We start from the raw sequence: 24,710 nt of genomic DNA on the forward strand, positions 1-24,710 counted from the left end.
CCAGGAACCCGCGCGGCGCGTGAATTTGCGCTCTTGTGCACGCGGGGCGAATGCGGCAGCGTCACAGCACGATGAGCGCATTCGTCCCGCCCTCGCCCGGCTTTCGCTTCGCCCTGCTGGCCCTCGCGACGCTCGCCTGCGCGCCTGACATCGCACCCATGGCTGCCGCCGCCGAGCTGCCCGCGGTGTCCTCGCGCCAGCGCGCCGAGAAGAAGAGCTTCACCGACGGCGAGATCATTGAAGGCTTCCTGAAGACGGCATTCGGCGCCGAATACCATCTTGCCGGCCGCGTCGACCGCATCCGCAAGTTCGACGGGCCGGTACGCGTCTACGCCGAGAGCGACCGCGAGGATCGCAAGACGCAGCTCGCCAAGGTCGTGGCCGACATCGGCAAGCGCGTGCAGCATCTCGACATCGCCATGATCGACACCAACGAAGCGGCGAATGTGCGCGTGAAGCTGGTGCGCGACCGCGATCTCTTCCGCACCATCTCGAGCTTCTACGGCGCCGAGAAGGCGCGCGAGATCCGCTCCTCGCTCGATCCGCAATGCCTGTCCGGCTTCCGTAAGAACGACAATTTCGAGATCGAGCATTCCGACGTCATCCTCACCGTCGACAACGGCGATTTCACCTTCCTCGATTGCGCCTATGAGGAGCTGCTGCAATCGCTCGGGCCGATCAACGACACCACGAGCGTGCCCTGGACCATGTTCAACGACAACGTCTCGATGGGCTATTTCGACGTCTACGACCAGTACATCCTCAACCTGCTGTACGATCCCCGCATCAAGGCGGGCATGACCGTGGCGGAGGTCAAGACCGTGCTTCCCGCCGTCCTCAAGGACGTGCGCGCTTGGGTGAAGCGGGCGAATAATCTGAAGGAGTGAGGCGGTCCAAGGGGGCGATCTACTCGTCGGCGTCCTTCTTCCGCAGCAGATCCGTCGCCAGATCCGACAGCTTCGGCGGCGGCAGGGCCGCGAACGGCAGCGGCCGCGTCACATCGATCGCGGCCAATCCCAGTCGCGCGGTCAGCAGCCCGTTCAGCACGCCTTCACCCAGGCGCTGCGACAGCTTCGCCGCGATGCCGTGGCCGAGCATCTGCTGCACCAGGCTGTCGCTCGCGGCCATGCCGCCGGTGATGGCGAGATGGGCGATGACGTGGCGAAGCAGGCGGATCATGCCGAGCGCGCCTGGGCGGCCGCCATAGAGATAAGCGAGCTGGCGGATCAGGCGCAGCGCCGCCACGAACACGAACAGCACGTCGATGGCGGCGCGCGGGCTCACCGCCGTCACGATCGAGACCTTTTGCGCCGCTGACGACACCAGCCGCCGCGCCTCGGCGTCCAGCGGCGACATCAGCTCGCGCTCGGCGAGGCGGATCATGTCGGCGCCGTCGATGATCTCGCCGGCATGGCTCTCCAGCGTCGCGCGGGCGCGCGCCAGCTGCGGGTTCTGGTGCGCGATCTTGAGCAGGTCCTGGACGATGACCCGGCTCTCCTTGCGATCGTCGCTGGCCAGCACGGAAGCTGCGCGCTGGTGCAGCTTCTCGATGGTCGCAAGACGCGCGAGACCGAACGCCTCGCGCCCGATCACCACCGCAAGCGCCAGCGCGGTGACGGCGGCGAAGGCAAGTCCAACGAAGCCGAGCGTCTGGCTGCGCGCGAACAGATCCTCGACCAGATGCACCACGCCGAGCCCGGTACCGAGCAGCGTCAATCCGGCGAGCCCCGACCAGAACAGCGTGCCCCAGGGAAAGCCGCGCCGCGCCGGGACTGCGGCGTGCACCGGCACCGGCAGCATCGCCGGGTCGGGCTCCGGCGTGATCTGGATGGTGGCGCGACCGAGACGGCCGGTCTCGTCGGCCCCGGCGACGACGACGCCGGGATCATCGAGCCGGAACGTCGCCGGCCGCCGTGGCTTGGATCGCTCGGTCATGACAGCTTGTCTCCGATCAGGAACTGCAAGGCACGGTCGAGGCGGATGTGTGGCAGCGTCGGCTCGTCGGCACCCTCGCGTTCGAGCTTCGGCGGGCGGAAGCGCAGGAAGCGGAAATCGCTGTTCCCGGCCGCCTCCGACGCGAGCCCGCGGAACGCATCCGTCCCATTGAACAGCGGCTCGGGATCGAGCGGAAGATCGCCCGGAAAGGTCGCAACCTCGGTGTTGCCGTCGAAGAACTCGCCGCCGGCGCTTTCGCCTGCGGCGGGTGTTCCCAGGATCGACGGCAGCTTGTCACGGCCATGCGCCACCTGCGCTTCGCGCGTGGCGCGCACGGCGGCGAGCGCGACGACGTCGATCGCCGCGCCGGTGTTTTCCGCGCGCGCGACCGCGCGCGAGACGGCGCGGCGCAGCACCGCCTCGAGCCGGTCGTGGCTGGAATGATGCAGATGATCCGCCTTGGTCGCGGCGAACAGGATGCGGTCGATGCGCGGCCGGAACAGGCTGGAGAGGATCGTGCTGCGGCCGGTGTTGAAGCAGTCGAGAATGCCGGCGAGCGCGGCTTCGAGATCGTGCAGCGCCTCGGGGCCGGAGTTGAACGCGGCGAGCGCATCGGCCAGCACGATCTGACGGTCGAGCCGCGCGAAATGGTCGCGGAAGAACGGCCGCACCACGACGTCCTTGTAGGCTTCGAAGCGCCGCACCATCATCGCCCACAGCGATCCCTCGCCCGCCTGCCCGCCAGCAGGCACGTCCAGCGGCGCAAAGGTCAGCGCCGGCGTATCGGAGAGATTGCCGGGCATCAGGAAGCGACCGGGCGGCAACAGGCTCATCGCAAACCGCTCGTCGCGGCAGGCGCGCAAATAATCGGTGAAGAGCTTTGCAGCCGTCAGCGTCGCCTGCTCGTCCTCGCGCGCTTCGGGCTTGAGCGTTGCGAGATGACTGTGCCACTCGGCTGCGAGATGCGCGCGCGGCGCCTCGCGCGACAGCGCCAGGCTCTCCGCCGACCATTGCTCGTAGCTCTTGTGCAGCAGCGGCAGGTCCAGCAGCCATTCGCCGGGATAGTCGACGATGTCGAGCGTCAGCGTGCGGTCGGCGCCGTTCGGGCGCTGGTAGTCGATCACGAGCCTGAGCTCGCTGATATCCACGGTCGAGCTCGGCCAGCGCCGTTCCTCGATCAGCGCGCGCAGATGGTTCTCATAGGCAAAGCGCGGCACGGCATCGTCCGGCTGCGGCGCCAGGTGCGCCCGCGCGATCCGGCCCGAGGCGTAGGCCTCGAACACCGGAAACCTGCCGCCACGCGTCAGTCCATGGATCAGCGCGGTGATGAATACGGTCTTACCGGCGCGCGACAGACCGGTGACACCAAGCCGCACCGTCGGGTTGAAGAAGTGCTCGCCATAATCGATCAGCGCCCGCGCCGACAGCCGCGCCTCCTCGACCATATCCTGGAAACTGAATGCCATATGAACGTGAGGGGATCTCGGGCGAGGGATACGCAAAACGGATTAGTCACAAAAGTGGCAATTGCCTGAAGAAATTCAAGCTTTCATACTTCCACCGCCTTTCTCGGCAAATCAGCCGTTTGAACGACCGCCGGTCCTGAAACACCCATCTAGAGGGCATTGCCTCGAGCCTTTGCGGATTGCCATGACCGTCTTCCAGTTGAAGCAGCTTGCATCCTCTTCCGTCCACGCCGCAGCCGACGCGATCGGCTGGGACTACGATCGCGCCGAGCTGATCGCCGACGGCATCGTCCACGGGATCGGCGTGCTCGCGGGCATCATTGCCGCGACGGTGCTGGTGGTGCTGACGGCGGTCTATGCCGACGCCACCGACATCGTCGGCGTCTCCGTCTATGTCGCCGGCCTGCTCTCGATGCTGGTGCTGTCGGCGACCTATAATCTCTGGCCGGTCTCGCCGGCCAAATGGCTGCTGCGCCGCTTCGACCATTGCGCGATCTATCTCTTGATCGCCGCGACCTACACGCCGTTCATCCTGGAGCTGAAGGACAGCGTGTTCGCGTTGGTGCTGCTGGCCGGCGTCTGGTGCGTCGCAATCCTCGGCATCGTGCTGAAGCTGCTCTATCCCGGCCGGTTCGACCGCGTCTCGGTCGGCATCTATCTCGCGATGGGCTGGAGCGGCATGATGCTCTACGATGCCGTGGTCAGGGCGTTGCCCACGCTGGTGCTGGGCTTCATTCTTGCCGGCGGCCTGCTCTACAGCTTCGGCGTGATCTTCCACGCCTGGCGGCGGCTGCGCTTTCAGAATGCGATCTGGCACGGCTTTGTCTTGGCCGGCGCGGCATGTCATTATACCGCGGTGCTCGACCTCGTGTTGAGCTGAGAAGTTTCCGCGAAGCGGTATAAGACGAGAGGAGACGTCGCATGCAGGTGACCGGCAAGGTCGTGGTCGTCACGGGCGGCGCAAACGGCATCGGCAAGGCGCTGTGCGAGGCCTTTCACAATGCGGGTGCGGCCAAGGTCGTGGTGGCGGACATGGACGCGGCCAATGCGCGAGCGGTCGCGGCCATGGTCGATGGCGCCGCGTTCAAATGCGACGTCGCGCAGGAAAAGGACATCGTCCACGTCATCGAGGAGACCGAGCGGCAGTTCGGCCCGATCGCGCTGTTCTGTTCCAACGCCGGCATCGGCGGCGGCTTCGACCCGATGTCGGAGAATGCCGGCGGCGCTTCCGACGAGCCGTGGCAACGCAGCTGGGCGATCCACGTCATGGCGCATGTCTATGCGGCGCGGCATCTCGTCCCCCGCATGAAGGCGCGCGGCGGCGGCTATTTCCTCAACACCATCTCGGCCGCAGGCCTGCTGTCGCAGGTCGGCAGCCCGGCCTATTCGACGACGAAGCACGCGGCGGTCGGTTTTGCCGAGAATCTCGCGATCTCGCACAAGGCCCACAACATCAAGGTCTCGATCCTGTGTCCGCAGGGTGTCGACACCAACATGCTGCGCTCGATTCCCAAGGGCCCGCAATCCGGCGACGGCGACCTGACGCCCGAGCAAGTGGCGAAAGACGTTCTCGCCGGCCTCGAGCAGGAGACGTTCCTGATCCTGCCGCACCCGCAAGTGCTCGGCTACATGCGCAAGAAGACCGAGAATTACGACCGCTGGATCGGCGGCATGGCCAAGATCCAGGCGAAGATGCGGGAGGAGTTCGGGAAGTGAGTCGCCGCAATTGACGCTGTCATGCCCCGCGAAGGCGGGGCATCCAGTACGCCGCGGCCTGTCGGCTCAACCACAACCGTCTCGGAGTACTGGATCGCCCGCCTTCGCGGGCAATGACACCGAGCGTGTAGAAGCAGCTTCAGCAACCTCGCGCATCACACCACCGCCACCGTCTCCCCCACCCGGCTCGCGCGCAGCGCCTGCGCATAGAGCATCATGCCCTCGCACACCGTGCGCTGCTCGGCCGGCGTCAGCGCCGCCAGCGCGCCGCGGACCTGCTGCCGGCCGAACGCATGGAGGGCCTCCAGCGTGCGCCGGCCCTTCGCCGTCAGCGACAGCAGCTTGCTGCGCGCATCAACCTCGTCCGGCGTCTCCTTGAGCTCGCCGCAATCGATCAGCTTGCGCACCAGACGGCTGACGCTGGATTTCTCCAGCCGCAGGAAATCGCCGAGCTCGCCCGACGTCATGGGGCCGCGGATACCGATCTCCAGGATGGTGTGGACCGCCGAGGGGGGATAGCCCGAGGCCGCCACCGTGGCGTCCATGAAACCGAGCTCGCGCACCATCAGGCGCGAGGCGGCGCGGATGTCGTCGATCAGCGAAAGCTCGGCCATGGCTTGACTCGACCCATATAGTTGTATCATACAACTATATGGGCGCAACGGCGCGCGCAAGTGTTTGGAGTAGACCATGAGCGAAGCCTTGCCGACCGGTCAGCGGATGAGCGGCAAGGTCTGCCTGGTCACGGGCGGCGGCAGCGGCATCGGGCGTGCGACGGCGCTGAGGATGGCGGCCGAAGGGACGGAAGCGATCGTCGTCGCCGGCCGGCGCGAGGCCGAGATCGAGGCCACCGCCGCCGCGTGCCGCGAGCTCGGCACGGAGGCGATCGCGCTTCAGACCGACATCACGAAGGAGGACGAGGTCGCGCGCCTCGTCGGCACAGCCGTCGGGCGCTGCGGCCGGCTCGACGTTGCCTTCAACAATGCCGGCTTCCAGGAGCGCCGCGCGCCCCTGGAGGAGCAGGGCACGGAGATCTACGACAGCGTGTTCGACACCAATGTCCGCGCGCTGTTCCTCTGCCTGCGCCATCAATTGCCGGCGATGCTGGCGCAGGGGCGCGGCAGCATCGTCGTCAACACCTCCGTCAGCGGGGTGCGCAATCCCAATCCAGGCCTTTCGCTCTACTCGGCCTCAAAGGCCGCCGCGATCTCGCTGACGCGCTCGGCGGCGATGGAGAACGCGCCGCGCGGCATTCGCATCAATGCGATCGCGCCCGGCCGCGTCGTCACAGACATGATGCTGCGCGCCGGCGTCGGCGATGTGGCGACGGTCAGCGCAGGCCTGCCGCTGCGGCGGATGGGCAGCCCGGAGGAGGTCGCCGAGGCCGTGGTGTGGCTGTCGTCGGATGCGTCGTCGTATGTCGTCGGGCATGTGCTCGCGGCCGACGGAGGTTTTTTGGCGTCGTGATGTCGTAGCCTGGATGGAGCGCAGCGCAATCCAGGGCCGACTCGCCTGTGGCAGGATTCCCGGATGACGCTGCGCTCCATCCGGGCTACGACACGGTCAATGCTTCTGCCCGTACAGCACAGGCACTGCGGAATCCACGACGACCTCAACGAGGCTCGTGCCCGCATACGCCATGCCGCGCTTCAGCGCTTCGCCCAGCTCCGCGGCCTTCGTCACCCGCACCGCATGACAGCCCATGCCCTCGGCAAGCCGGACGAAATCGATCCCCGGCAGCTCCAGCCCCGGCACGTTGCGCACCTGCATGACCTGGCTGAACGAGCGCATCGCGCCGTAGCCGGAATTGTTGATGACCACGACGGTGAGCGGCAGCTTGCGCTGCACGGCGGTCCAGAGCGCCTGGATCGAATACATCGCCGAGCCGTCGCCGATCAGGCACACCGTGCGCTGCTTCGGCTTGCCGAGCGCCATACCGACGGCGGCGGGCAGAGAATAGCCGAGGCCGCCGCTCGACATGGTGTAGAAACTGTCCTGGCCGCGCATCGGCAGGAATTTTTGCATCGCCGGCCGGTGCGAGGGCACTTCCTCGACAAGTGATGCATCATCCGGCATTGCCTGCGACAGCGAATGCAGCAGGAATTCGACCGGCAGCGGATCGGCGGGCTGCGGCGCCGGCGGCAGTGTGCGGCCTTTTGGCGCCGCGCGCTTGCTCTCCGGCAGCAGGTCGAGCAGCAGGCCGAGCGCTGGCTTCATCGTCGCGATGATGCTGGTGCCCGATGGCGTCACTGCGGCGGCATCCGCGTCATCCGTGATCTGGAAGATGGTCGCGCCGCGGTCGAAGATCGCGGCATGGCCCTCGACATGGAAGGTGAACACCGGCGCGCCGATGACGACGACGACATCGTGCTCGCGCAGCGCATCGGACAACTGCGCCGGCGAGGCGTGCAGAAAGCCTGCGAATTGCGGATGCCTCTCGGGGAACGAGCAGCGTGCCGAGAACGGGCTAACCCAGACGCTCGCCTTGCTCTTCTCGGCAACGCGCACCATCAGATCCACCGCGCCGGCGCGATCGACGCCCGGGCCGACGACGAGCGCGGGGTGTTTGCTTGAGGCGAGCGCCGCAATCAGCGCCTTCATCGGCTCCAGCTCAGGGCCGATCTCGCGGCTGACCCTGCGCGCCTCGACCGGCGCGCAGGCATGGGCCCAGTCGTCGATCGGGATCGACACGAAGGTCGGCCCGCACGGCGGCTGCATCGCGGTGTAATAGGCCCGCGCGATCGCGGCGGGCACGTCCTCCGGCCTTGCCGGCTCGACGCTGTATTTCACATAAGGTCGCGGAAACTCGGAGGCGCGCTCGGCATAGAGAAACGCCTGCAAGGGCAGGATCGAGCGCGACTGTTGGCCTGCGGTGATCACTAGCGGGGTCTGGTTGCGATGCGCGGTGTAGATGTTGCCGAGCGCGTTGCCGACGCCGGCCGCCGAATGCAGGTTGACGAAGCCGGCATTGCGCGTCGCCTGCGCATAACCATCAGCCATGCCGACGACGGAAGCCTCCTGCAGCGCCAGCACGTAGTCGATATCGTCGGGCCAGTCGCTGAGGAACGGCAGCTCGGTCGAACCAGGATTGCCGAACACCCTGTCGATGCCGAAGGCGCGCAAGAGATCGAGCGTCGCCTGCTTCACGGTGACGGGCTTGCTGCCGGTCTTGCCGTTCCTGGCCATTGGTTCCGTCCCTGCGTTTATTGATTGAACGTAGCAGCCCCACCCGTCATTGCGAGCGAAGCGAAGCAATCCAGAATCTCTCCGCAGAGCCAGTCTGGATTACTTCGTCCCTTCGCTCCTCGCAATGACGAGGAGAGACTATCACCACACCGCCGATCCCTTCATCGTCGGCTGCCCCTCCGCGTTCGCGGTCCACAGCTCCATGCCCGCCTCAGTCTCGTTGGCGTTGACCGAGAACTCCGTGCCTTCGAATAGCGGCTGCACGCCGCGATACGAAAACTTCTTCGGCGCCTTGCCGCCGCGAAGCTTGGCCGCCATCTCGACGATCAGCGCCGCCTGCAGCGGGCCGTGGAAGATCAGGCCCGGATAGCCCTCGACCTCAGTGACGTAGTCGCGGTCGTAATGGATGCGGTGGCCGTTGAAGGTCAGCGCGGAGTAGCGGAACAGCAGCACGGGATCGGACACATGCGTTTCGCGATGCTGCGCCTGCGGCGGCGGAGGCGACGCCTTGCCGCCAGCCGGCGCGCCGCCGGTCATCTCGCGATAGACGATGTCCTGCCGCTCGCGGATCGCCGTGCCCCTCGGCGAGGAGATGCTATGCTCGACCGAGACGAAGCACAGCGTGCCGGTCGATCCTGATTTCACCTGCACGTCGGCAATGCGCGAAGTCCGCGTCGATTCATCGCCGACGCGCAAGGGCTGCAAGAACTCGATCTCGCCGCCGGCCCACATCCGGCGCGGCAGCGGCACCGGCGGCAGGAAGCCGCCGCGGGTCGGGTGGCCGTCGGGCCCGAGCATCGACATCGGGAACACCGGCTGCGCCAGGCACCAATGCACCGTGAACGGCGCAGCATCGCCCGTCTTGGGCTCGCCGACCTCCTGGAACAATGTCGCGCGCAGGCCCTTCACAAGCTGCGCGGTGACGATGTCGGTGGCCTCCTGGCTGCGGCCGATCCACTGCCTGAGATGATCGATGTCGAGCTTCTCGGTCATGACGCCTCGCTCTCTTTATTTGGACTGGGGACGCTCGCCGATCGCGGGCACGGCGCCGTAGCTGCGCGTCTCGCCGACGATGATCGGCGCCGGCGCGGGATAGCTGACGCGGCCGTTCGGCGTGTCGACCTCGATCCGCCGCAGATGCGGATGGTTGGCGAGGTCGGCCATGGTGTTGACCTCGGCGAATGCGATGTCGGCGTCCGAGAGACGCTTCAACAGCTCGTCGCGCGTCATCTTGCCGAAGATGTCGGCCACCGTCGTGTCGGTGAAGTCGCGGTTGCGCACGCGCTCGACCATGTTGGCGACGCGGGGATCGGCCGGCAGGTCCGGCTGATCCAGCACCTTCGCGCACAGCGTCTTCCACTCGCGTTCGCTCTGGATCGAGATCAGGATGTCCTTGCCATCCTTGGAGGTGAACACGCCATAGGGCGCGATCGACGGATGCCGCAGCCCCATGCGCTTGGGCGGATTGCCGGCTTCGGCATTGAGCAGCGGCACGGTGCACCAGTCCGCCATCACGTCGAACATGGAGATGCGGATGTCGGCGCCCTTGCCGGTCCGCCCGCGCGCGATCAGCGCCTCCAGGATCGCGGCATGCGCGGTGGCGCCGGTCGCAACATCCACGATCGACATGCCGACGCGCGAGGCGCCATCCGGATTGCCGGTGATCGAGGCGAGCCCGCTCTCGGCCTGGATCAGGAGATCATAGGCCTTGCGGTGGGCGTAGGGACCTTCGTCACCATAGCCGGTGATGGTGCACGAGATCAGCTTGGGATAGTCCTTCAAGAGCCGCTCGCGCGAGAAGCCGAGCTTGTCCATCGAGCCGGGTTTCAGGTTCTGGATCAGCACGTCGGCACTCGCGATCAGCTTCTCCAGCTCGGCGCGGCCTTCCTTCGTGGTGAGATCGACCACCGCCGATTGCTTGCCGCGATTGAGCCAGACGAAATAGCTGCTCTGGCCCTTGGCCGCCGCGTCATAGCCGCGGGCGAAATCGCCCTCGGGCCGCTCGATCTTGATCACCTCCGCGCCGGCATCCGCCAGGCGCGAGGAGCAGAACGGCGCCGCCACCGCCTGCTCGACCGCAATCACCCTGATCCCGTCCAATGCTCCCATGGCCGCAACCTCAGTACGAGCGCGGCATGCCGAGCACGTGCTCGGCGACGAAGGACAGCACGAGGTTGGTCGAGATCGGCGCCACCTGGTAGAGCCGCGTCTCGCGGAACTTGCGCTCGACGTCGTATTCCTCGGCAAAGCCGAACCCGCCATGGGTCTGGATGCAGGCATTCGCCGCTTCCCAGGACGCATCCGCCGCCAGCATCTTGGCCATGTTGGCCTCCGCGCCGCAATCGAGCCCGGCCTCGTATTTGCGCGTGGCTTCCTTCACCATCAGTTCGGCCGCGCGCATCGAGGCGTAGGCCTTGGCGATCGGAAACTGGATGCCTTGATTCTGGCCGATCGGCCGGCCGAACACGGCGCGCTCCTTGGCGTAGTTCGTCGCCTTCGCGATGAACCACTTTGCGTCGCCGACGCATTCGGCCGCGATCAGGATGCGCTCGGCATTCATGCCGGAGAGGATGTAGCGAAAGCCCTTGCCTTCCTCGCCGATCAGGTTCTCCGCCGGCACCCTCATGTCGGTGAAGAACACTTCGGTGGTGGCGTGGTTCATCATGGTGCGGATCGGGCGGATCTCGAGGCCGTTGTTCTTGGCCTCGCGCATGTCGACGATGAACACCGACAGGCCGTCGGTGCGCTTCTTGACCTGGTCCTTCGGGGTGGTGCGCGCCAGCAGCACCATCAGATCGGAATGCTCGGCGCGGCTGGTCCAGATCTTCTGGCCGTTGATGATGTAGCCGTCGTTGCCGTCCTTGCGCGCGAACGTCTTCAGCGAGGAGGTGTCGGTGCCGCTGGTCGGCTCGGTGACGCCGAACGCCTGCAGGCGCAACTCGCCGCTCGCGATTTTCGGCAGGTATTTTGCCTTCTGCTCGGCATTGCCGTGCCTGAGCACCGTGCCCATCGTGTACATCTGGGCGTGGCAGCCGCCGCCGTTGCAGCCGGCGCGCTGGATCTCTTCCAGGATCGCGGCGGCCGCCGACAGCTTCAGGCCCGCGCCGCCGTATTCCTCGGGAATCAGCACCGAGAGATAGCCGGCCTCGGTCAGCGCATCGACGAACGCCTTGGGGTAGGCCATCTCGCGGTCGAGCTTGCGCCAATATTCGCCGGGGAACTGGGCGCAGAGCTTGGCTATGGCCTCGCGGATGTCGGCGTAATCTTCGGCGTGGTGTTCTTGACTCATGGCGTTTCCAATTCTCAGCGGCAGTTAAGATAACGCCGGCCAACCCACGGGCGTTGTGAAAACAATGCCCGCCCCCTATGCTCATTTGTTATAGCGTATGGAGTAGCCTTCCAGGATTGGCAAGCATGGATTTCCGGCAGCTCAGGACCTTCAGTTGCGTGGCGGAGCTCGGCAGCCTGTCCAAGGCCTCCGACACGTTGCGCGTGGCGCAGCCGGCGCTCTCCAGGCAGATCAAGCTCCTGGAACACGAGCTGCGCACCGAACTCTTCACGCGCAACGGCCGCGGCATGGTGCTGACCGAGGCCGGCCGCCTGCTGCTCGCACGCACCTCCGGCATCGTGCGGCAGATCGACCAGATCCGCGACGACATCCAGTCGGCCAAGGGGCCGCCGTCCGGCCAGGTCGTGCTCGGCCTGGTTCCGACCGTGAGTTGCGTGCTGTCGGCGCGCTTTGCACGGCGCTGTGTCGAAAAATTTCCCGGCATCTCGCTGCGCATCGTCGAGAGCTACAGCGGGCATCTGGTCGAATGGCTGCATCGCGGCGAGATGGATCTCGCCATCCTCTACGGCCGCTCGGCCGACCTGCATCTCAACGTGCAGAGCCTGGGGCGCGACAACATCGTCGCGGTAGGTCCGCGCGGCTGCGGCTTGGCGCGCAAGAAGAGCGTCGACATCGGCTGGCTGCTGCGGCAACGCCTGGTGCTGCCCTCTCATTCCCACGGCCTCCGCGCGCTGATCGAGCACGCCGCGGCCCAGCGCAAGATCAAGCTCGACGTCCAACTGGAGGCGGATTCGTTTCGCGTGCTGACGAGCCTGGTCGAGGAGGGCCTCGGCTTCGCGCTGCTGCCGCCGTCCTCGGTCCACGGCGAGGTCGCGGACGGGCGGCTGGAAACCGCCCCCGTATCCAAGCCGATGACGCGCGAGCTCATCTTTGCCTCTCCAATCGACCGCCCGGCCTCGACGGCCTCGCTCGCCATCACCGCGCTGCTGCGCGAGGAGGTCGCCGCCTGCCGCAAGGACGGCGTGTGGGACATCAGGTTGAGTTAGATGGCGTGTCGTAGAACAGCCGCGCGCGGTCGTGCCTTCGCATCTGGCGCGAGCTGTCATGCCGGAATTTTATAGCTGGGAGTGCCGTGCCTGCCGGTGCGGGCGTGACGAGCAGGTGTGTCCAGGACCCCGTCATTGCGAGCGCAGCGAAGCAATCCAGAAATCCCTCCGCGGTGACAGTCTGGATTGCTTCGTCGCTTCGCTCCTCGCAATGACGGTAGGAGAGAGCTCAGCCCGGAATCCGCACCGGCAGCGTCTCATATCCCTTGATGAAGCTCGAATAGATCCGCTTGGGCTCGCCGACCACCTCGATGCGGTCGAAGCGCTTCAGCATCTCCTCCCAGACGATCTTGAGCTGCAGCTCGGCGAGCCGCATGCCGACGCAGCGGTGGATGCCGAAGCCGAAGGAGAGATGCGTGCGCGGGCGCGGGCGGTCGATGATGAACTCGTCCGGCTTGTCGAACATCTCCTCGTCGCGATTGCCGGAGACGTACCACATCACGACCCGGTCGCCCTTCCTGATGTGCTTGCCGCCGATCTCGGTGTCCTGCAATGCGGTGCGACGCATATGCGCCAGCGGCGTCTGCCAGCGGATCACCTCCGGCACCATGGAGTCGATCAGCTCCGGATTGGCGCGCAGCTTGTCGTATTGCTCCGGGTTCTCGTTCAGCGCCAGCACCGAGCCGGTCATGGTGTTGCGCGTGGTGTCGTTGCCGCCGACGATGAGCAGGATGATGTTGCCCATGAGGTTGTCGGGGTCCATGTGGCGCGTGGCCTCGTTGTGGGCCATCAGCGACAACAGGTCGTTGCGCGGCGCGGAGTTGACACGCTCGTTCCAGAGCTTGGACATGTAGGCGTAGCACTCGTCCATCTCGCGGCGGCGCTCTTCGGCGCTGGCGACGATGCCGCTCTTGGGCAGCGCGGTGGAAACGTCGGACCAGCGCGTCAACTTGCGCCGCTCCTCCCAGGGGAAGTCGAACAGGGTCGCCAGCATCTGCGTGGTCAGCTCGATGGAGACGCGCTCGACGAAGTTGAACGTCTCGTTGCGCGGCAGATTGTCCAGCACGGTCTGCGAGCGCTGGCGGATCAGCTTTGCCAGCTCGTCCAGGTGTGTCGGCGTGAACATCGGCGACACCGTCTTGCGCTGCGCCGAATGCCGGGGCTGGTCCATCGCGATGAAGCTCGGATAGTCGTAGCCTTCCGGCACGTCGCGGATCGAGATGCCGCCGAGCTTGGAATCCGAGGAGAAGATGCCGTGATTGGTGTCGACATGCATGATGTCGTTGTACTTCACCACCGACCAATACGGCTCGATCGGCGCATTGGTGCAGTAATGCACCGGCTCTTCCTTACGCAGCCGCTCGAACCAGGGCCACAGCGTGTCGTCCTGGAACAGCCGGGGCGCGCCGGGGTGGAATTGCGACAACGGCGTCGCATAGGCCTCCTCGCGCGCCTTCCGCATGCGTTCGGCCTTGTCCACTTTAACCGGCGCTTGGATGTTCATGATCGTGGCTCCGTTGCGTTCGACTCACGCAGCAATCTTCACCGGCAGCGTTTCGATACCCTTTACAAAACTCGAATAGACCCGAGTGGGTTCGCCGACCACATCAATATGGTCGAACCGCTTGAGAATTTCCTCCCAAATAATCTTGAGCTGGAGCTCGGCGAGCCGCAGGCCGACGCAGCGATGGATGCCGAAGCCGAAGGACAGGTGCGTACGCGGGCGGGCGCGGTCGATGATGAACTCGTAGGGCCTGTCGATCACGTCCTCGTCGCGGTTGCCCGAGACGTACCACATCACGACCTTGTCACCCTTCTTGATCTGCTTGCCGCGGAACTCGAAATCGGACAGCGCCGTGCGGCGCATATGCGCGAGCGGCGTCTGCCAGCGGATCACCTCCGGCACGAAACTGTCGAGCAGGTCAGGGTTCTCGCGCAGCTTGCGATATTGCTCCGGATGCTGGCTCAGCGCGAGAAGCGAGCCCGACATGGTGTTGCGCGTGGTGTCGTTGCCGCCGACGATCAGGAGGATGAGATTGCCGAGGAAGTTCTTCGCATCCATGTCGCGCGTAGCAGTGCCATGCGCCATCATCGACAATAGGTCGCTCATCGGCGGCTGTTCGATGCGCTGCTTCCACAGCCTCGAGAAATAGGCCGCACATTCCGTCAGCTCGGCCTGCCGCTCGTCCTCGGTCGCGACCAGGCCGTCAGGCCCGGGAATCGTGGTGGCGACGTCGGACCAGCGCGTCAGCTTGCGGCGATCCTCCCAGGGGAAATCGAACAGCACCGCAAGCATCTGCGTGGTGAGCTCGATCGACACGCGGTCGACCCAGTCGAACACCTCGCCGCGGGGAAGGTTGTCCAGGCACTCGGCCGAGCGCTTGCGGATGTTGATGGCGAGATTGTCCAGATGCGTCGGCGTGAACATCGGCGCCACCGTCTTGCGCTGGGCGGCATGGCGCGGCGGGTCCATCGAAATGAAGCTCTCACGGCGTAGATCCGGATCGATGTCGCGGATGGTGATGCCGCCGAGCGCGGAGGCCGAGGAGAACACCGCATGGTTGGTCTCGATCTCCATGATGTCGTTGTAGCGCGTCACCGACCAGTACGGCCCGAACATCGAGTCCTTGCAGTAATGCACGGGATCCTCGCGGCGCAGCCGATCGAAATAGGGCCAGAACGTATCGGTCCTGAACAATTCGGGGTCGCCGGGATCGAACTGCTCCAGCGGCAGCGACATCGCGCGCTCGCGCAAGGCGTCGAGCTTGGCCGCGCTTTCGATGGTCCCATGCATGACCGTTCTCCCTGAATATGAACCGCGCGTCGTTGAATTCTGCGCTGCGGTATTTGATTTGCAATTACAGCCGGTTGTCTGCGCCGGGGCAAGGGAGAGTTTTGCCTCATCCAGCCTTCACGAGCGCGTTGCACGATCGTCACGGCGCCACGAGAACGTGACCTCCCGCACGCCGAACGACAGAGAATCGTGCGAGAAACCCGCTGGAATCGAGCTAAATCGAACCCGCTCATCTTGGGGATCGACTAACCTCTGATCTATAGTTTGGCCGGAACAGATCCGCATCCCGAGGTTGCCGCCGTGAACGACATGCAATGGACCCCGATCGGGTCCGAACCCTTGCCCCCGCCGCTGCCGGCGACGCGGGTCGATTTCTCCGGCAGCCGCTCCGAGTTCCGCAAAATGGTCACCAAGGGTGCCATGCTCGAGCTCGTGACCTTCGGCTTCTACCGGTTTTGGCTCGTCACCGACATCCGCCGTCATCTGTGGACGCACACCGCGATCGATGGCGATGCGGCCGAATACACCGGACGGGCCAAGGAGCTCCTGGTCGGCTTCCTGTTCGCGCTCGCGATCCTGGTGCCGATCTATCTCGCCTATTTTCTCATTGGCATCGAGTTCGAGCGCTGGCAGGCCTTTGCCTCGACGCCGCTATTCATCGCCTTCTACGCCTTCGGCCAGTTCGCGATTTTTCGCGCGCGGCGCTACCGCCTGACCCGCACGGTCTGGCGCGGCGTCCGCTTCTGGATGGACGGCTCCGGCTGGGCTTACGCGTTTCGCGCCATGCTATGGGGCTTGCTGGTGCTCCTGACGCTCGGTCTCGCGCTGCCCTGGCGCGCGGCGGCGCTCGAACGCTACAAGATGCGGCACACCCATTACGGCGATCTCCGCGGCGATTTCGACGCCGACGGCTGGACCTTCTTCAAGCGCGGCTGGTGGCTCTGGCTGCTCAGCCCGATCGCGCTGATCATCTTCCCGCTCGCACCATTCTTCTATGCCGAGTTCAAGGCGCGCGAATGGCGCTGGTGGCTCGATGGCATCCGGATCGGTGGCGTCAGCCTGTCCTCGGAATTGCCTCATGATGCCTTCTACGGCCTGTACTGGAAAGTGATCGGCTGGTGGATGCTGCTCACGGTCGCGTTCGCAGCCTATATGGGCGGCAGCGCCTTCCTGGTCGTCTCGCTCACAGGCGTTTCCGCCGAGGAGATCTTCGCCGGCGACAATGCGACGAAGAGCATCCCGATGGTGGCGATGATGGTGATCGGCTATTTCGCGCTCGCTCTTGCCATCAACATCGTCATGCGGGTCTATCTTCAACGCGATCTTTGGGCCAAGGTGCTGGAGACCGTCGAGGTGCACAACATCTGGGCCGCGGCGGACGTGCGCGGCAGCGGTCAGCTTGCCGGCGCGCTCGGCGAAGGCTTTGCCGATGGACTGGATGTTGCAGGATTTTGAGCCTTGAGTGATGTGTTCGCCGATACCCCTGTGCAGTCCGGCAAGCCGACAATCTTCTTCGACGGCGTGTCCAGCCGCAGGCGGCAGGTGACGCTGATCCTCGGCGATGCGCTCGAGATCCACGAAGAGGGCGGAACGCTCCTTCATTGGCCCTATGCCGACATTCGCCGTGCCGACAGTCCGCCCGGAATCCTGCGCCTGGCTGCGACGTCCGCACCGCCTCTGGCGCGGCTGGAGATCCGCGATGCCGCGCTTGCCGCGGAGGTGGCGGCCCGCTGCACGCGGCTCGACGAGCATCGGACGACGCGCAGCGGCGTCGCGAAAATCGTGAGCTGGTCGGTTGCCGCCGCCGTCTCCATCGTCTGCGTCGTCCTGTTCGGCGTGCCGCTCGCCGCCGACCGGCTCGCGCCGCTGGTGCCGAAGCCCGTGGAACGGCGCATCGGCGATGCCGCCGAAGTGCAGATGAAAACCATCTTCGGCCGCGGCGTGTGCGAAGACCCCGCGGGCAAGGCCGCGTTCACGAAACTCGTCAACCGCCTGCGCGATGCGGCCGGCCTCGACGACTCAATGACGGCCGGCGTGCTGCCGAGCTCGATACCGAATGCCTTCGCGCTGCCCGGCGGCAAGGTGTTCGTGCTGAAGGGCCTGCTCGACAAGGCCGAAAGTCCCGACGAGCTCGCCGGCATCCTCGCCCACGAGCTCGGCCATCTCAAACATTACGACAACATGCGCGGCCTGATCTACAATGGCGGCACCTCGTTCCTGATCGGCCTCTTGTTCGGCGACATCACCGGCTCCTCGGCCGTGATCTTCGCCTCGCGCAGCCTGGTCGAAGCGTCCTATTCGCGCGAAGCCGAGACCGGCGCCGACACTTTCGCGATCGAGATCATGCATGCGCTCGGCCGGTCGCCGAAGCCCGCGGCCCAGCTGATGTTCCGCATCACCGGCAAAGAGGGCGGCTCCGGCCTGACGAATATCCTCGCCAGCCATCCGCTGACCGAGGACCGCCTCGCGCGCATGACGAAGGAGGACCGGCCCGCCAGCGGCCCGCCGCTGCTGACCGACAAGGAGTGGCAGGCACTGAAGGGCATTTGCGGCAGCGGGAAGGTGTGACGGCCCGCTCCTAGCGCATCACTTCGCCGGCGCAGCAGGTGGATTCGATCCGGTGGTGACGTTCGGCGCCGTGTTCGGATTCGAGGTCGTGGTCTGGGGACCGAACTCGCGACCATTGTAGAAGAAGACGGCCGCGACCACGGCGATCACGAAGATCGCGCCGACCGCCCAGCCCACCGGGCTGTTGCGGCGCGCACGGTCAGTCCTGGGGTCATCATTCTGATAGGTCATCGTGCTCTCCCTGTTGGTGCAGGAGAACCTCGCGCGGTGGAAGCTGTTCCTAAAACGCGCCCAGCACTTACCGCGTTCCGTAGGCGCGGTCGCCGGCATCGCCGAGGCCAGGCAGGATGAACCCGTTGTCGTCGAGCCCTTCATCCACGGCGGCCGTCCAGATCGGCACGTCCGGATGCAATCCGCGCAGCCGTTCGAGCCCCTCCGGGGCGGCGATCAGGCAGGCGAGGCGGATGTCCCTGGCGCCGCGCTCCTTCAGCCGGTCGATGGCGGCGACGGCGGTGTTGGCGGTGGCGACCACCGGCGTCACCACGATGGCGAGGCGCTCGCTGAGGTCAGACGGCGATTTGAAGAAATACTCCACCGCGGCAAAGCTGTGCGGCTCGCGGTAGAGCCCGATATGGGCGACGCGCGCGGTCGGCACCAGATCCATCATGCCGTCGACGAAGGTGGTGCCTGCGCGCAGCATCGGCACGAATACCAGCTTCTTGCCGGCGATCTTGGCCGAGTGCATCGTCGCCAGCGGCGTCTCGATCACGGTGTCGGTGAGCGGCAGGTCGCGCGTCACCTCGTAGCACAGCAGCATGCCGATCTCCTTGATCAGCTCGCGGAACGACTTGGTCGAGATGGACTTGTCCCGCACCAGCGTCAGCTTGTGCTGCACCAGCGGATGATCGACGATCGTGACGCCTTCCATGATGAGATGCTCTTGCTTTTCCCTTCTCCCCTTGTGGGAGAAGGTGGCGCGAAGCGCCGGATGAGGGGTATCTCTCCGCGAACTCCAACTGAGAGATGTGCCCGCGGCGACAACCCCTCACCCGGCTTCGCTTCGCGAAGCCACCCTCTCCCGCAAGGGGAGAGGGTTTAAAACACCGTGCCGTCGCTGATCACCTTGAGCGGCGGCGATCCATCGGGACGGCGTGCAAATGCGATGGCGCGGCCCGCCGCCCACGTGCCGCCTTCGAGGATGCTCGCAAGCGGCAAGGTCCGAGGGGTGCGGCCGAGCTTGGCGCGAATGCGCTCCGCCAACCTGTCGAGCAATGCAATTGTCAGCGCGCGCCACTCCACGACGAGCAGCGAATCCACTTCATGCGCACGCGCGGCATCAGCAGCCTCGCGCAGGCGCAGCACGTCATGATCGACGAACAGACCGCCGTTGCGGTATTCGGCGAGCCCGGTCAGGCCATCGATGTCGGTCACCTCAAAGCCGGCGCGCTGCAGCGGCTCGATCAGCGAATAGCTCAGCCATTGCGACAGCTTGTGCAGCGGCACGAGGCCTGCCGTGCCGTCGTCCGCCTTGATCGCCGGATGTCGCCAGCAATCGCCGAGCGGCACGCCCGCAAGCTCAAGTCGCGACGGCCAGATCGGCCCGAGCCGGTTCAGCACCGCGGACAGGATCGCGGGCGCAGCGACGGCGCCGCCGATCGCATGCGCTGCGATATGATCGAACAGCCCGCCCGGCCGCGGCGTATCGTGCAAGCCGAACACGTCCGCACGCTCCGAGACCTCCCTGCCCAGACGCCGCAGCAGGTCGGTGCGTCCCTCCAGGCCGAGCAGCGGATTGGCCTCGGTCACCTGAAAGGCGGAGGTGAGTGAGCCAAGAGGCAGTCTTTCAAGCACCTCCGCATCGGCCCTGAACGGCGCACGCGCATCGCGCGAAAACAGCCCGCTCGCGAACATGTCGAGGCTCGCGATCGCGAGCCCTTCCGATCGCTCTACGTCTGCTCCCGTCACGCTGTCGCGATAGCGCCAAGCTGCGCCGGCGCCGGCATCGAGCAGCACGCTGACGATGGCGAGGTCGAACTCGGCGCGCGCTTGCGCCGCGCGATCCGGCCAGGACGCAGCATCGGCAAGCCGGGCCCAGCGGTCGACGCCGCCGAGCACGAAGTGCCGCCAGCGCGCATGGAAGGGAATGTCAAGCGTCGGATAGGCTTTACGGGTCACCGCGAGCACGGCATCGGCAACGCCATCGATGCGGTCGAGATCGACCGTGAAATGGGTGAGCCCGCCGGCAAGGCCGAGCTCGAGCATCTGCCCGGCGCGCGCGCGCACCGCCTTTGCGGTGAGCAGCGCGCGTGCCTGCGATTCCAAAGCGTCCGCCATCGCGATCAGTATTTTTCCAGCGAACGCCCGACCACGCCGTTCACGTCCTTTTCCGGTGCGATGTCGGTCGAGTAGTAGCCCGCGGCCTTCTTGGCGGCGATCTCGACATGGGCGTCGGCGGGAATCAGCTCCAGCGGGATCGGCACACGCTCGACGATGTCGATGCCTTGCGAGATCAACGCGTCGTATTTCATGTCGCTCATCGACAGGAAGCGGTCAATGCGCTTGAGGCCGAGCCAGTGGATCGTATCCGGCATCAATTGCTGGAAGCGCGCGTCCTGGACGCCAGCCACGCACTCGGTGCGCTCGAAATAAGCGGCGGCCGCATCGCCGTCCTCCTGCCGCTTGCGCGCATTGTAGACCAGGAATTTGGTGACCTCGCCGAGCGCGCGGCCTTCTTTGCGGTTGTAGACGACGAGCCCGAGCCCGCCCTCCTGTGCGCCACGCGCGGATTCCTCGATGCCGTGGATCAGATAGGGCCGGCAGGTGCAGATGTCGGAGCCGAACACGTCGGAGCCGTTGCACTCGTCATGCACGCGGCAGGTGATCCTGGTGCGATGGTCTGGCAGTTTTGTCACGTCGCCGAACAGGTAGACCGTGGTACCGCCGATCGGCGGCAGGAACACCTTCATGTCCGGGCGCGTCACCAGCTCCGGGAACATGCCGGCGGTCTGCTCGAACAGCGTGCGCCGCAGCTCGGTCTCGCCGGTGCCGAAGCGCGCCGCAAGGCCCGGCAGGTACCACACCGGATCGATCGCGATCTTCACCACCGATACGCTGCCACTGGCGTGCACGACCTCGCCATCGGCGCGCAGCCGCTTTGCGGCGAGCGCATCGCGAATCTCCGGCAGGTCGAGCCGCGCCCGCGTCACCGCGATGCTCGGGCGGATGTCCGCGCCCTCGGCGATCTCCTGGCGAAAATTCTCGGCGACCAGATGCCCCCAGGGATCGAGCGCGACGATTTTTGTGGGATCGGTCCATTGCTCGAACGGACCGATGGTGGCGGCCGGAAAGGTATTGGTGAGGTCAGGACGCCTGATCGGGTCCAGCGCCCCGGCGGAGACCGCGAGCGCGCGGTACATCGCGTAGGACCCGCCATGGCTGCCGATCACGTTGCGATCCCCGGCGCGCGACACCGTACCGATGATCGGCCCGCGCGCGCGCGCATCAGCGGCGCCCCAATGGATGGGAAAGGCGGCCTTCCGGCCCGGCTCCGGATGGGAGGTCAGGCGGATGTGGTCGGTACGGTTGGCACGGCTCATGTCCAGGCTCCCAAAAAGCCAACGGCCCGCCGCTCGGACGGGCCTGGCTCACTTGCGACGCCGAACCGGCGGCGCAAGCTCAATCCAACATATTGTAGCGGCCGGCGACGACAGACAAGTTAATCGTGGCAGGGCGCAGGGGCCGTTCGGGGCCAAATTCCCGTCATCGAGAGGGCCGTCAGGCCGTCGCATCCGATGCCAGCGCGCCCATCGCGCTTGCCGCTCGGCCTGCGAGGCCAGTTTAAGGAATTGAAATAGTTCCATTTTTCGTGTTTTCAAGGTGTTGCTTCGTTTCGTGCGGTGGGCTTCAAGTTCGGCGCACCGCGCTGCCCTGCCTTGGAGACTGCTATGCCTGCCGCCAGCTACATCGATCCCCGCAACGGAAAGCTCTATCCCATGGACCAGCCGCGCTGGTGCTCGGACGAGCGCACGCCGCTGCTGGTGACGCCGGGGGCGGGCATCTCACGCGAGGACATCGATGGCCGGACGCGCTCGCTGTGGCGCTACCGGGCGGCGCTGCCGGTCGAGATCGAGAACCCGATCACGCTCGGCGAGGGCTGCACGCCGCTGGTCCAGCAGGACTGGGGCGCGCTGCGCCCGCTGTTCAAGCTCGAATGGTTCAACCCCACTGGCAGCTTCAAGGACCGCGGTTCGGCGGTGATGCTGTCGTTCCTGCGACAGATCGGTGTCGACGCCATTCTGGAGGATTCCTCCGGCAACGGCGGCTCATCCATGGCGGGGCTGGGTGCGGCCGGCGGCATGCGCGTCAAGATTCTGGCGCCGGCCTCGACGTCGCCGGCCAAGATCGCGCAGGTGCGCGCCTACGGCGCGACCGTGCAGCTCGTGGAGGGCCCGCGCGAGGAATCCGAGGCCGAGGCCATCCGGCAGTCGAGCCAGACCTTCTACGCCAGCCACAATTGGCAGCCGTTCTTCCTCGAAGGCACCAAGTCGCTGGCCTACGAGATCTGGGAAGATCTGGGATTCCGCGCGCCCGACAACATCATCGTTCCCGTCGGCGCCGGCAGCAGTCTGCTGGGTTGCGCCTTCGGCTTCCGCGAGCTGATGAAGGCCGGGCAGATCTCGAAGCTGCCGCGCCTGTTCGCGGCGCAGCCGCTCAATTGCTCGCCGATCGATGCAAGCTTCAAGGCCGGTGTCGATACGCCCGTCGCGCGCGGGGTGAGCAAGACCGTTGCCGAGGGCACCGCGATCAAGACTCCCCTCCGCCTGCGTGAGATCATCGCCGCCCTGCGCGAGAGCGGCGGCGCCACCATCGCGCTCACCGAGGACGAGATCGTCGCCGCCCTGCGCCGCCTCGCGCGCCAGGGCCTGTTTGCCGAGCCGACCAGCGCCAGCGCGGCTGCGGCGCTCGACAAGCTCGCCGCAACCGGCGCCATCAATGCGAACGAAACAACGGTCGCCGTTCTCACCGGCACCGGCCTCAAGGCCGCAACCACCGTCGCCGACCTCGTGCAGTAGTCTCGCGCTTACCCTCCCGCTCCAGGCTCCTGGAGAGGCTTGGAGAGAGAACGCGAGCGCCCGCCGGCGTCCGCCAGCACCTTCCACTGGAACAGCGGCGAGTCCTTTGGCGGCGAGAGCTGCGGGGTCCAGCCGGTGAGCTTTTCGATCACATAGGTGTCCGCGACGACGCCGCGCCAGCGGCGTTCGACCGTGGCGAGTTGCTCGCGCTGCGCCGGAATGTGCTCCCACAGCGATGCGCGGTTGTCCGGCTCGCGCCCGACATAGATGCCGGCATGGCCCTTGATCCTGTCCATGCCGGGATCGCGGAAGTCCTGGAAGCGGCCGCGCTCGTTGATCTCAATCACGGGCACGCGGCCCCGGAACAGCCAGCGCATCATGGCGTAGGTGCGGTAGTCCGTGGTTGCGATCCAGGTCGCGCCTGTTGCATCGAGGGCGGCTTGGGCCTGCGCGGCGACCTGCTCGTAGCCGGCCTCGGCGCCGATCGGGTCGATCTTGCCGAGCAGATTCCAGGGCGCGGCAACGTAGTAGAGGAACACGATGATGACGAAGGGAATGCCTAAGACGATCGCTGTCCTGGCCCAGAACAGCGAGGAGTCCAGCATCCTGGCGGACCATCCCTCTTTCCTCATCGTGACGAGGTTGGCCGCGGTGGCGGCAAAACCGGCTGGCCACATGAACATCGGCCAGGTGTCGCCGACGCGCAGCGTCAGCGACTTGAAGAAGAAATAGGCGAACGGCACCAGCACCGCCGTCGACAAAAGGATCGCGACTGGCTCGCGCGTGCGATAGCCGCGCCACGCCGTCAGCACCAGGCCCGTTAGCACCACCGGCAGCAAGACGAAGCCGACCAGGCCGAATTGCAGGCCGATGTAATCGCCGATCGTACGCAGCGAGACGCCGTAATTGGCGGTGGCGCGCACGCCCTGGAAACGGAACGAGGCCCAGTCGTGCTGTGCGTTCCAGATCAGCACCGGCGAGAACACCACTAGCGCGACCAGCACGGCGAGATACGGGTAAGGACTGCGCAGCCAGCGCCAGCGCCAATCCGGCACCAGCAGAAAGGCGGCGACCGCCGGCGCGAACATGACCACGGTGAATTTCGACAGCATCGCGAGGCCCGCGAACAGGCCGGCCGCCAGCCACCAGCGGCCGTCGCCGCATTGCGCCAGCCGCACCAGCGACCACATCATCGCGACCGCGAACGGGATCATCGCGACATCGGGCGCAACCTTGGCCATCAACAGGCCGTAATAAAGCGCGGCCTCCGGCATCAGCACCGCGAACACGATCGCGCGCGCATCATGGGTGAGGCGGCGGACGATGTCGGCGAGCAATAGCTGCGTCACCAGCATCGCGACGATGCCGCCGAAGCGGACGCCGAGATTGGTGTCGCCGAAGATCGCGGTTCCGAAGCGGATCAGCCAGGCGATGCCGGGCGGATGATCGAGGAAGCTGAGCGCAGCCTCCTTCGACCAGGTCCAGTAATAGGCTTCATCGGTGCGCAGCTCGATGGCCGAGGCATAGACGATGCGGAGCAGCGTCATCGCGGCGATGATCGCTGCGGCCATGAGGATCAGACGGCGTTCGGCGCCGTCAGGCTTAGCAGAGATGTCGGGAGCGATCGTCACGGCGGCG

22 protein-coding genes are annotated in these 24,710 nt (G+C 66.0%); 8 read left to right on the forward strand and 14 right to left on the reverse strand.

Annotation, left to right across the window (positions count from 1 at the left end; all coding sequences use genetic code 11):
* The first annotated feature begins 71 nt into the window (after positions 1 to 71).
* Complete coding sequence (locus tag I6F12_RS31995) at positions 72 to 887, forward strand: DUF2927 domain-containing protein (protein WP_225113924.1); 816 nt, start codon at positions 72 to 74, stop codon at positions 885 to 887.
* 19 nt (positions 888 to 906) lie between these two features.
* Here the strand turns inward: I6F12_RS31995 and I6F12_RS32000 are convergent, their stop codons facing one another.
* Positions 907 to 1,935 (reverse strand): TIGR01620 family protein, encoded by a 1,029-nt coding sequence (locus I6F12_RS32000; RefSeq protein ID WP_225158041.1) that lies wholly within the window; start codon positions 1,933 to 1,935, stop codon positions 907 to 909.
* Complete coding sequence (locus tag I6F12_RS32005) at positions 1,932 to 3,401, reverse strand: YcjX family protein (RefSeq protein ID WP_225158042.1); 1,470 nt, start codon at positions 3,399 to 3,401, stop codon at positions 1,932 to 1,934. The genes I6F12_RS32000 and I6F12_RS32005 overlap by 4 nt, the downstream gene beginning before the upstream one ends.
* A gap of 184 nt (positions 3,402 to 3,585) precedes the next feature.
* Here I6F12_RS32005 and I6F12_RS32010 point away from each other — a divergent pair, with 184 nt between their 5' ends.
* Entirely contained in the window at positions 3,586 to 4,281 is a 696-nt protein-coding gene (locus tag I6F12_RS32010; protein ID WP_225158043.1) for a hemolysin III family protein, read from the forward strand.
* A gap of 41 nt (positions 4,282 to 4,322) precedes the next feature.
* Positions 4,323 to 5,117 carry an SDR family oxidoreductase gene (locus I6F12_RS32015; RefSeq protein ID WP_036036098.1) on the forward strand — a complete coding sequence of 265 codons (795 nt, stop codon included), beginning with the start codon at positions 4,323 to 4,325 and terminating at the stop codon, positions 5,115 to 5,117.
* 155 nt (positions 5,118 to 5,272) lie between these two features.
* On the opposite strand, the gene I6F12_RS32020 is transcribed toward I6F12_RS32015, so the two are convergent.
* A complete protein-coding gene (locus tag I6F12_RS32020) occupies positions 5,273 to 5,731 on the reverse strand; it encodes a MarR family winged helix-turn-helix transcriptional regulator (protein WP_225126686.1) in 459 nt (152 codons plus the stop codon).
* A gap of 76 nt (positions 5,732 to 5,807) precedes the next feature.
* Here I6F12_RS32020 and I6F12_RS32025 point away from each other — a divergent pair, with 76 nt between their 5' ends.
* Positions 5,808 to 6,584, forward strand: coding sequence for a glucose 1-dehydrogenase (locus I6F12_RS32025; RefSeq protein WP_225158044.1), 777 nt, complete (start codon positions 5,808 to 5,810; stop codon positions 6,582 to 6,584).
* Between the two features lie 96 nt (positions 6,585 to 6,680).
* Here the strand turns inward: I6F12_RS32025 and mdlC are convergent, their stop codons facing one another.
* From mdlC to I6F12_RS32045, 4 genes are all read right to left on the reverse strand, one after another.
* Positions 6,681 to 8,303 (reverse strand): benzoylformate decarboxylase, encoded by a 1,623-nt coding sequence (mdlC, locus tag I6F12_RS32030; protein ID WP_225158045.1) that lies wholly within the window; start codon positions 8,301 to 8,303, stop codon positions 6,681 to 6,683.
* A 141-nt stretch (positions 8,304 to 8,444) separates the two neighbouring features.
* The gene (locus I6F12_RS32035) at positions 8,445 to 9,296 is read right to left on the reverse strand and encodes a MaoC family dehydratase N-terminal domain-containing protein (protein ID WP_225158046.1); all 852 of its coding nucleotides are present in this window, start codon (positions 9,294 to 9,296) and stop codon (positions 8,445 to 8,447) included.
* A 15-nt stretch (positions 9,297 to 9,311) separates the two neighbouring features.
* The gene (locus I6F12_RS32040; RefSeq protein WP_057027778.1) at positions 9,312 to 10,412 is read right to left on the reverse strand and encodes a CaiB/BaiF CoA-transferase family protein; all 1,101 of its coding nucleotides are present in this window, start codon (positions 10,410 to 10,412) and stop codon (positions 9,312 to 9,314) included.
* A 10-nt stretch (positions 10,413 to 10,422) separates the two neighbouring features.
* The gene (locus I6F12_RS32045; protein ID WP_225158047.1) at positions 10,423 to 11,592 is read right to left on the reverse strand and encodes an acyl-CoA dehydrogenase family protein; all 1,170 of its coding nucleotides are present in this window, start codon (positions 11,590 to 11,592) and stop codon (positions 10,423 to 10,425) included.
* Positions 11,593 to 11,717: 125 nt separating this feature from the next.
* Between I6F12_RS32045 and I6F12_RS32050 the strand changes: the two genes are divergently transcribed.
* The gene (locus I6F12_RS32050; RefSeq protein ID WP_036009724.1) at positions 11,718 to 12,638 is read left to right on the forward strand and encodes a LysR substrate-binding domain-containing protein; all 921 of its coding nucleotides are present in this window, start codon (positions 11,718 to 11,720) and stop codon (positions 12,636 to 12,638) included.
* Positions 12,639 to 12,867: 229 nt separating this feature from the next.
* Here I6F12_RS32050 and I6F12_RS32055 read toward each other — a convergent pair whose 3' ends face one another.
* A complete protein-coding gene (locus I6F12_RS32055; RefSeq protein ID WP_225113918.1) occupies positions 12,868 to 14,142 on the reverse strand; it encodes a cytochrome P450 in 1,275 nt (424 codons plus the stop codon).
* A 24-nt stretch (positions 14,143 to 14,166) separates the two neighbouring features.
* Positions 14,167 to 15,432 (reverse strand): cytochrome P450, encoded by a 1,266-nt coding sequence (locus I6F12_RS32060; RefSeq protein ID WP_225158048.1) that lies wholly within the window; start codon positions 15,430 to 15,432, stop codon positions 14,167 to 14,169.
* 309 nt (positions 15,433 to 15,741) lie between these two features.
* On the opposite strand from I6F12_RS32060, the gene I6F12_RS32065 reads away from it, so the two are divergent.
* Together I6F12_RS32065 and I6F12_RS32070 are read left to right on the forward strand one after the other, a co-directional pair.
* On the forward strand, positions 15,742 to 16,887 hold the full coding sequence (locus tag I6F12_RS32065) for a DUF898 family protein (RefSeq protein WP_193374982.1): 1,146 nt from the start codon (positions 15,742 to 15,744) through the stop codon (positions 16,885 to 16,887).
* A gap of 3 nt (positions 16,888 to 16,890) precedes the next feature.
* Positions 16,891 to 18,000, forward strand: coding sequence for a M48 family metallopeptidase (locus tag I6F12_RS32070; protein ID WP_225158049.1), 1,110 nt, complete (start codon positions 16,891 to 16,893; stop codon positions 17,998 to 18,000).
* An 18-nt stretch (positions 18,001 to 18,018) separates the two neighbouring features.
* Here I6F12_RS32070 and I6F12_RS32075 read toward each other — a convergent pair whose 3' ends face one another.
* From I6F12_RS32075 to I6F12_RS32090, 4 genes are all read right to left on the reverse strand, one after another.
* Positions 18,019 to 18,231 (reverse strand): hypothetical protein, encoded by a 213-nt coding sequence (locus I6F12_RS32075; RefSeq protein ID WP_036009716.1) that lies wholly within the window; start codon positions 18,229 to 18,231, stop codon positions 18,019 to 18,021.
* A gap of 67 nt (positions 18,232 to 18,298) precedes the next feature.
* Positions 18,299 to 18,928 carry a uracil phosphoribosyltransferase gene (gene upp / locus I6F12_RS32080; protein WP_036009715.1) on the reverse strand — a complete coding sequence of 210 codons (630 nt, stop codon included), beginning with the start codon at positions 18,926 to 18,928 and terminating at the stop codon, positions 18,299 to 18,301.
* Positions 18,929 to 19,095: 167 nt separating this feature from the next.
* A complete protein-coding gene (locus I6F12_RS32085) occupies positions 19,096 to 20,334 on the reverse strand; it encodes a URC4/urg3 family protein (protein WP_225158050.1) in 1,239 nt (412 codons plus the stop codon).
* 5 nt (positions 20,335 to 20,339) lie between these two features.
* Entirely contained in the window at positions 20,340 to 21,596 is a 1,257-nt protein-coding gene (locus tag I6F12_RS32090) for a GTP cyclohydrolase II (protein ID WP_225158051.1), read from the reverse strand.
* A 348-nt stretch (positions 21,597 to 21,944) separates the two neighbouring features.
* Here I6F12_RS32090 and I6F12_RS32095 point away from each other — a divergent pair, with 348 nt between their 5' ends.
* Positions 21,945 to 23,072, forward strand: a complete 1,128-nt coding sequence (locus I6F12_RS32095) for a threonine synthase (protein ID WP_225158052.1) — start codon at positions 21,945 to 21,947, stop codon at positions 23,070 to 23,072.
* 8 nt (positions 23,073 to 23,080) lie between these two features.
* Here the strand turns inward: I6F12_RS32095 and I6F12_RS32100 are convergent, their stop codons facing one another.
* Positions 23,081 to 24,643 carry a glycosyltransferase family 39 protein gene (locus tag I6F12_RS32100; RefSeq protein WP_225158115.1) on the reverse strand — a complete coding sequence of 521 codons (1,563 nt, stop codon included), beginning with the start codon at positions 24,641 to 24,643 and terminating at the stop codon, positions 23,081 to 23,083.
* Between the last annotated feature and the right edge of the window lie 67 nt (positions 24,644 to 24,710).

The sequence above is a fragment of the Bradyrhizobium sp. IC4059 genome (genome assembly GCF_020193615.1).
GTDB lineage: Bacteria > Pseudomonadota > Alphaproteobacteria > Rhizobiales > Xanthobacteraceae > Bradyrhizobium > Bradyrhizobium yuanmingense.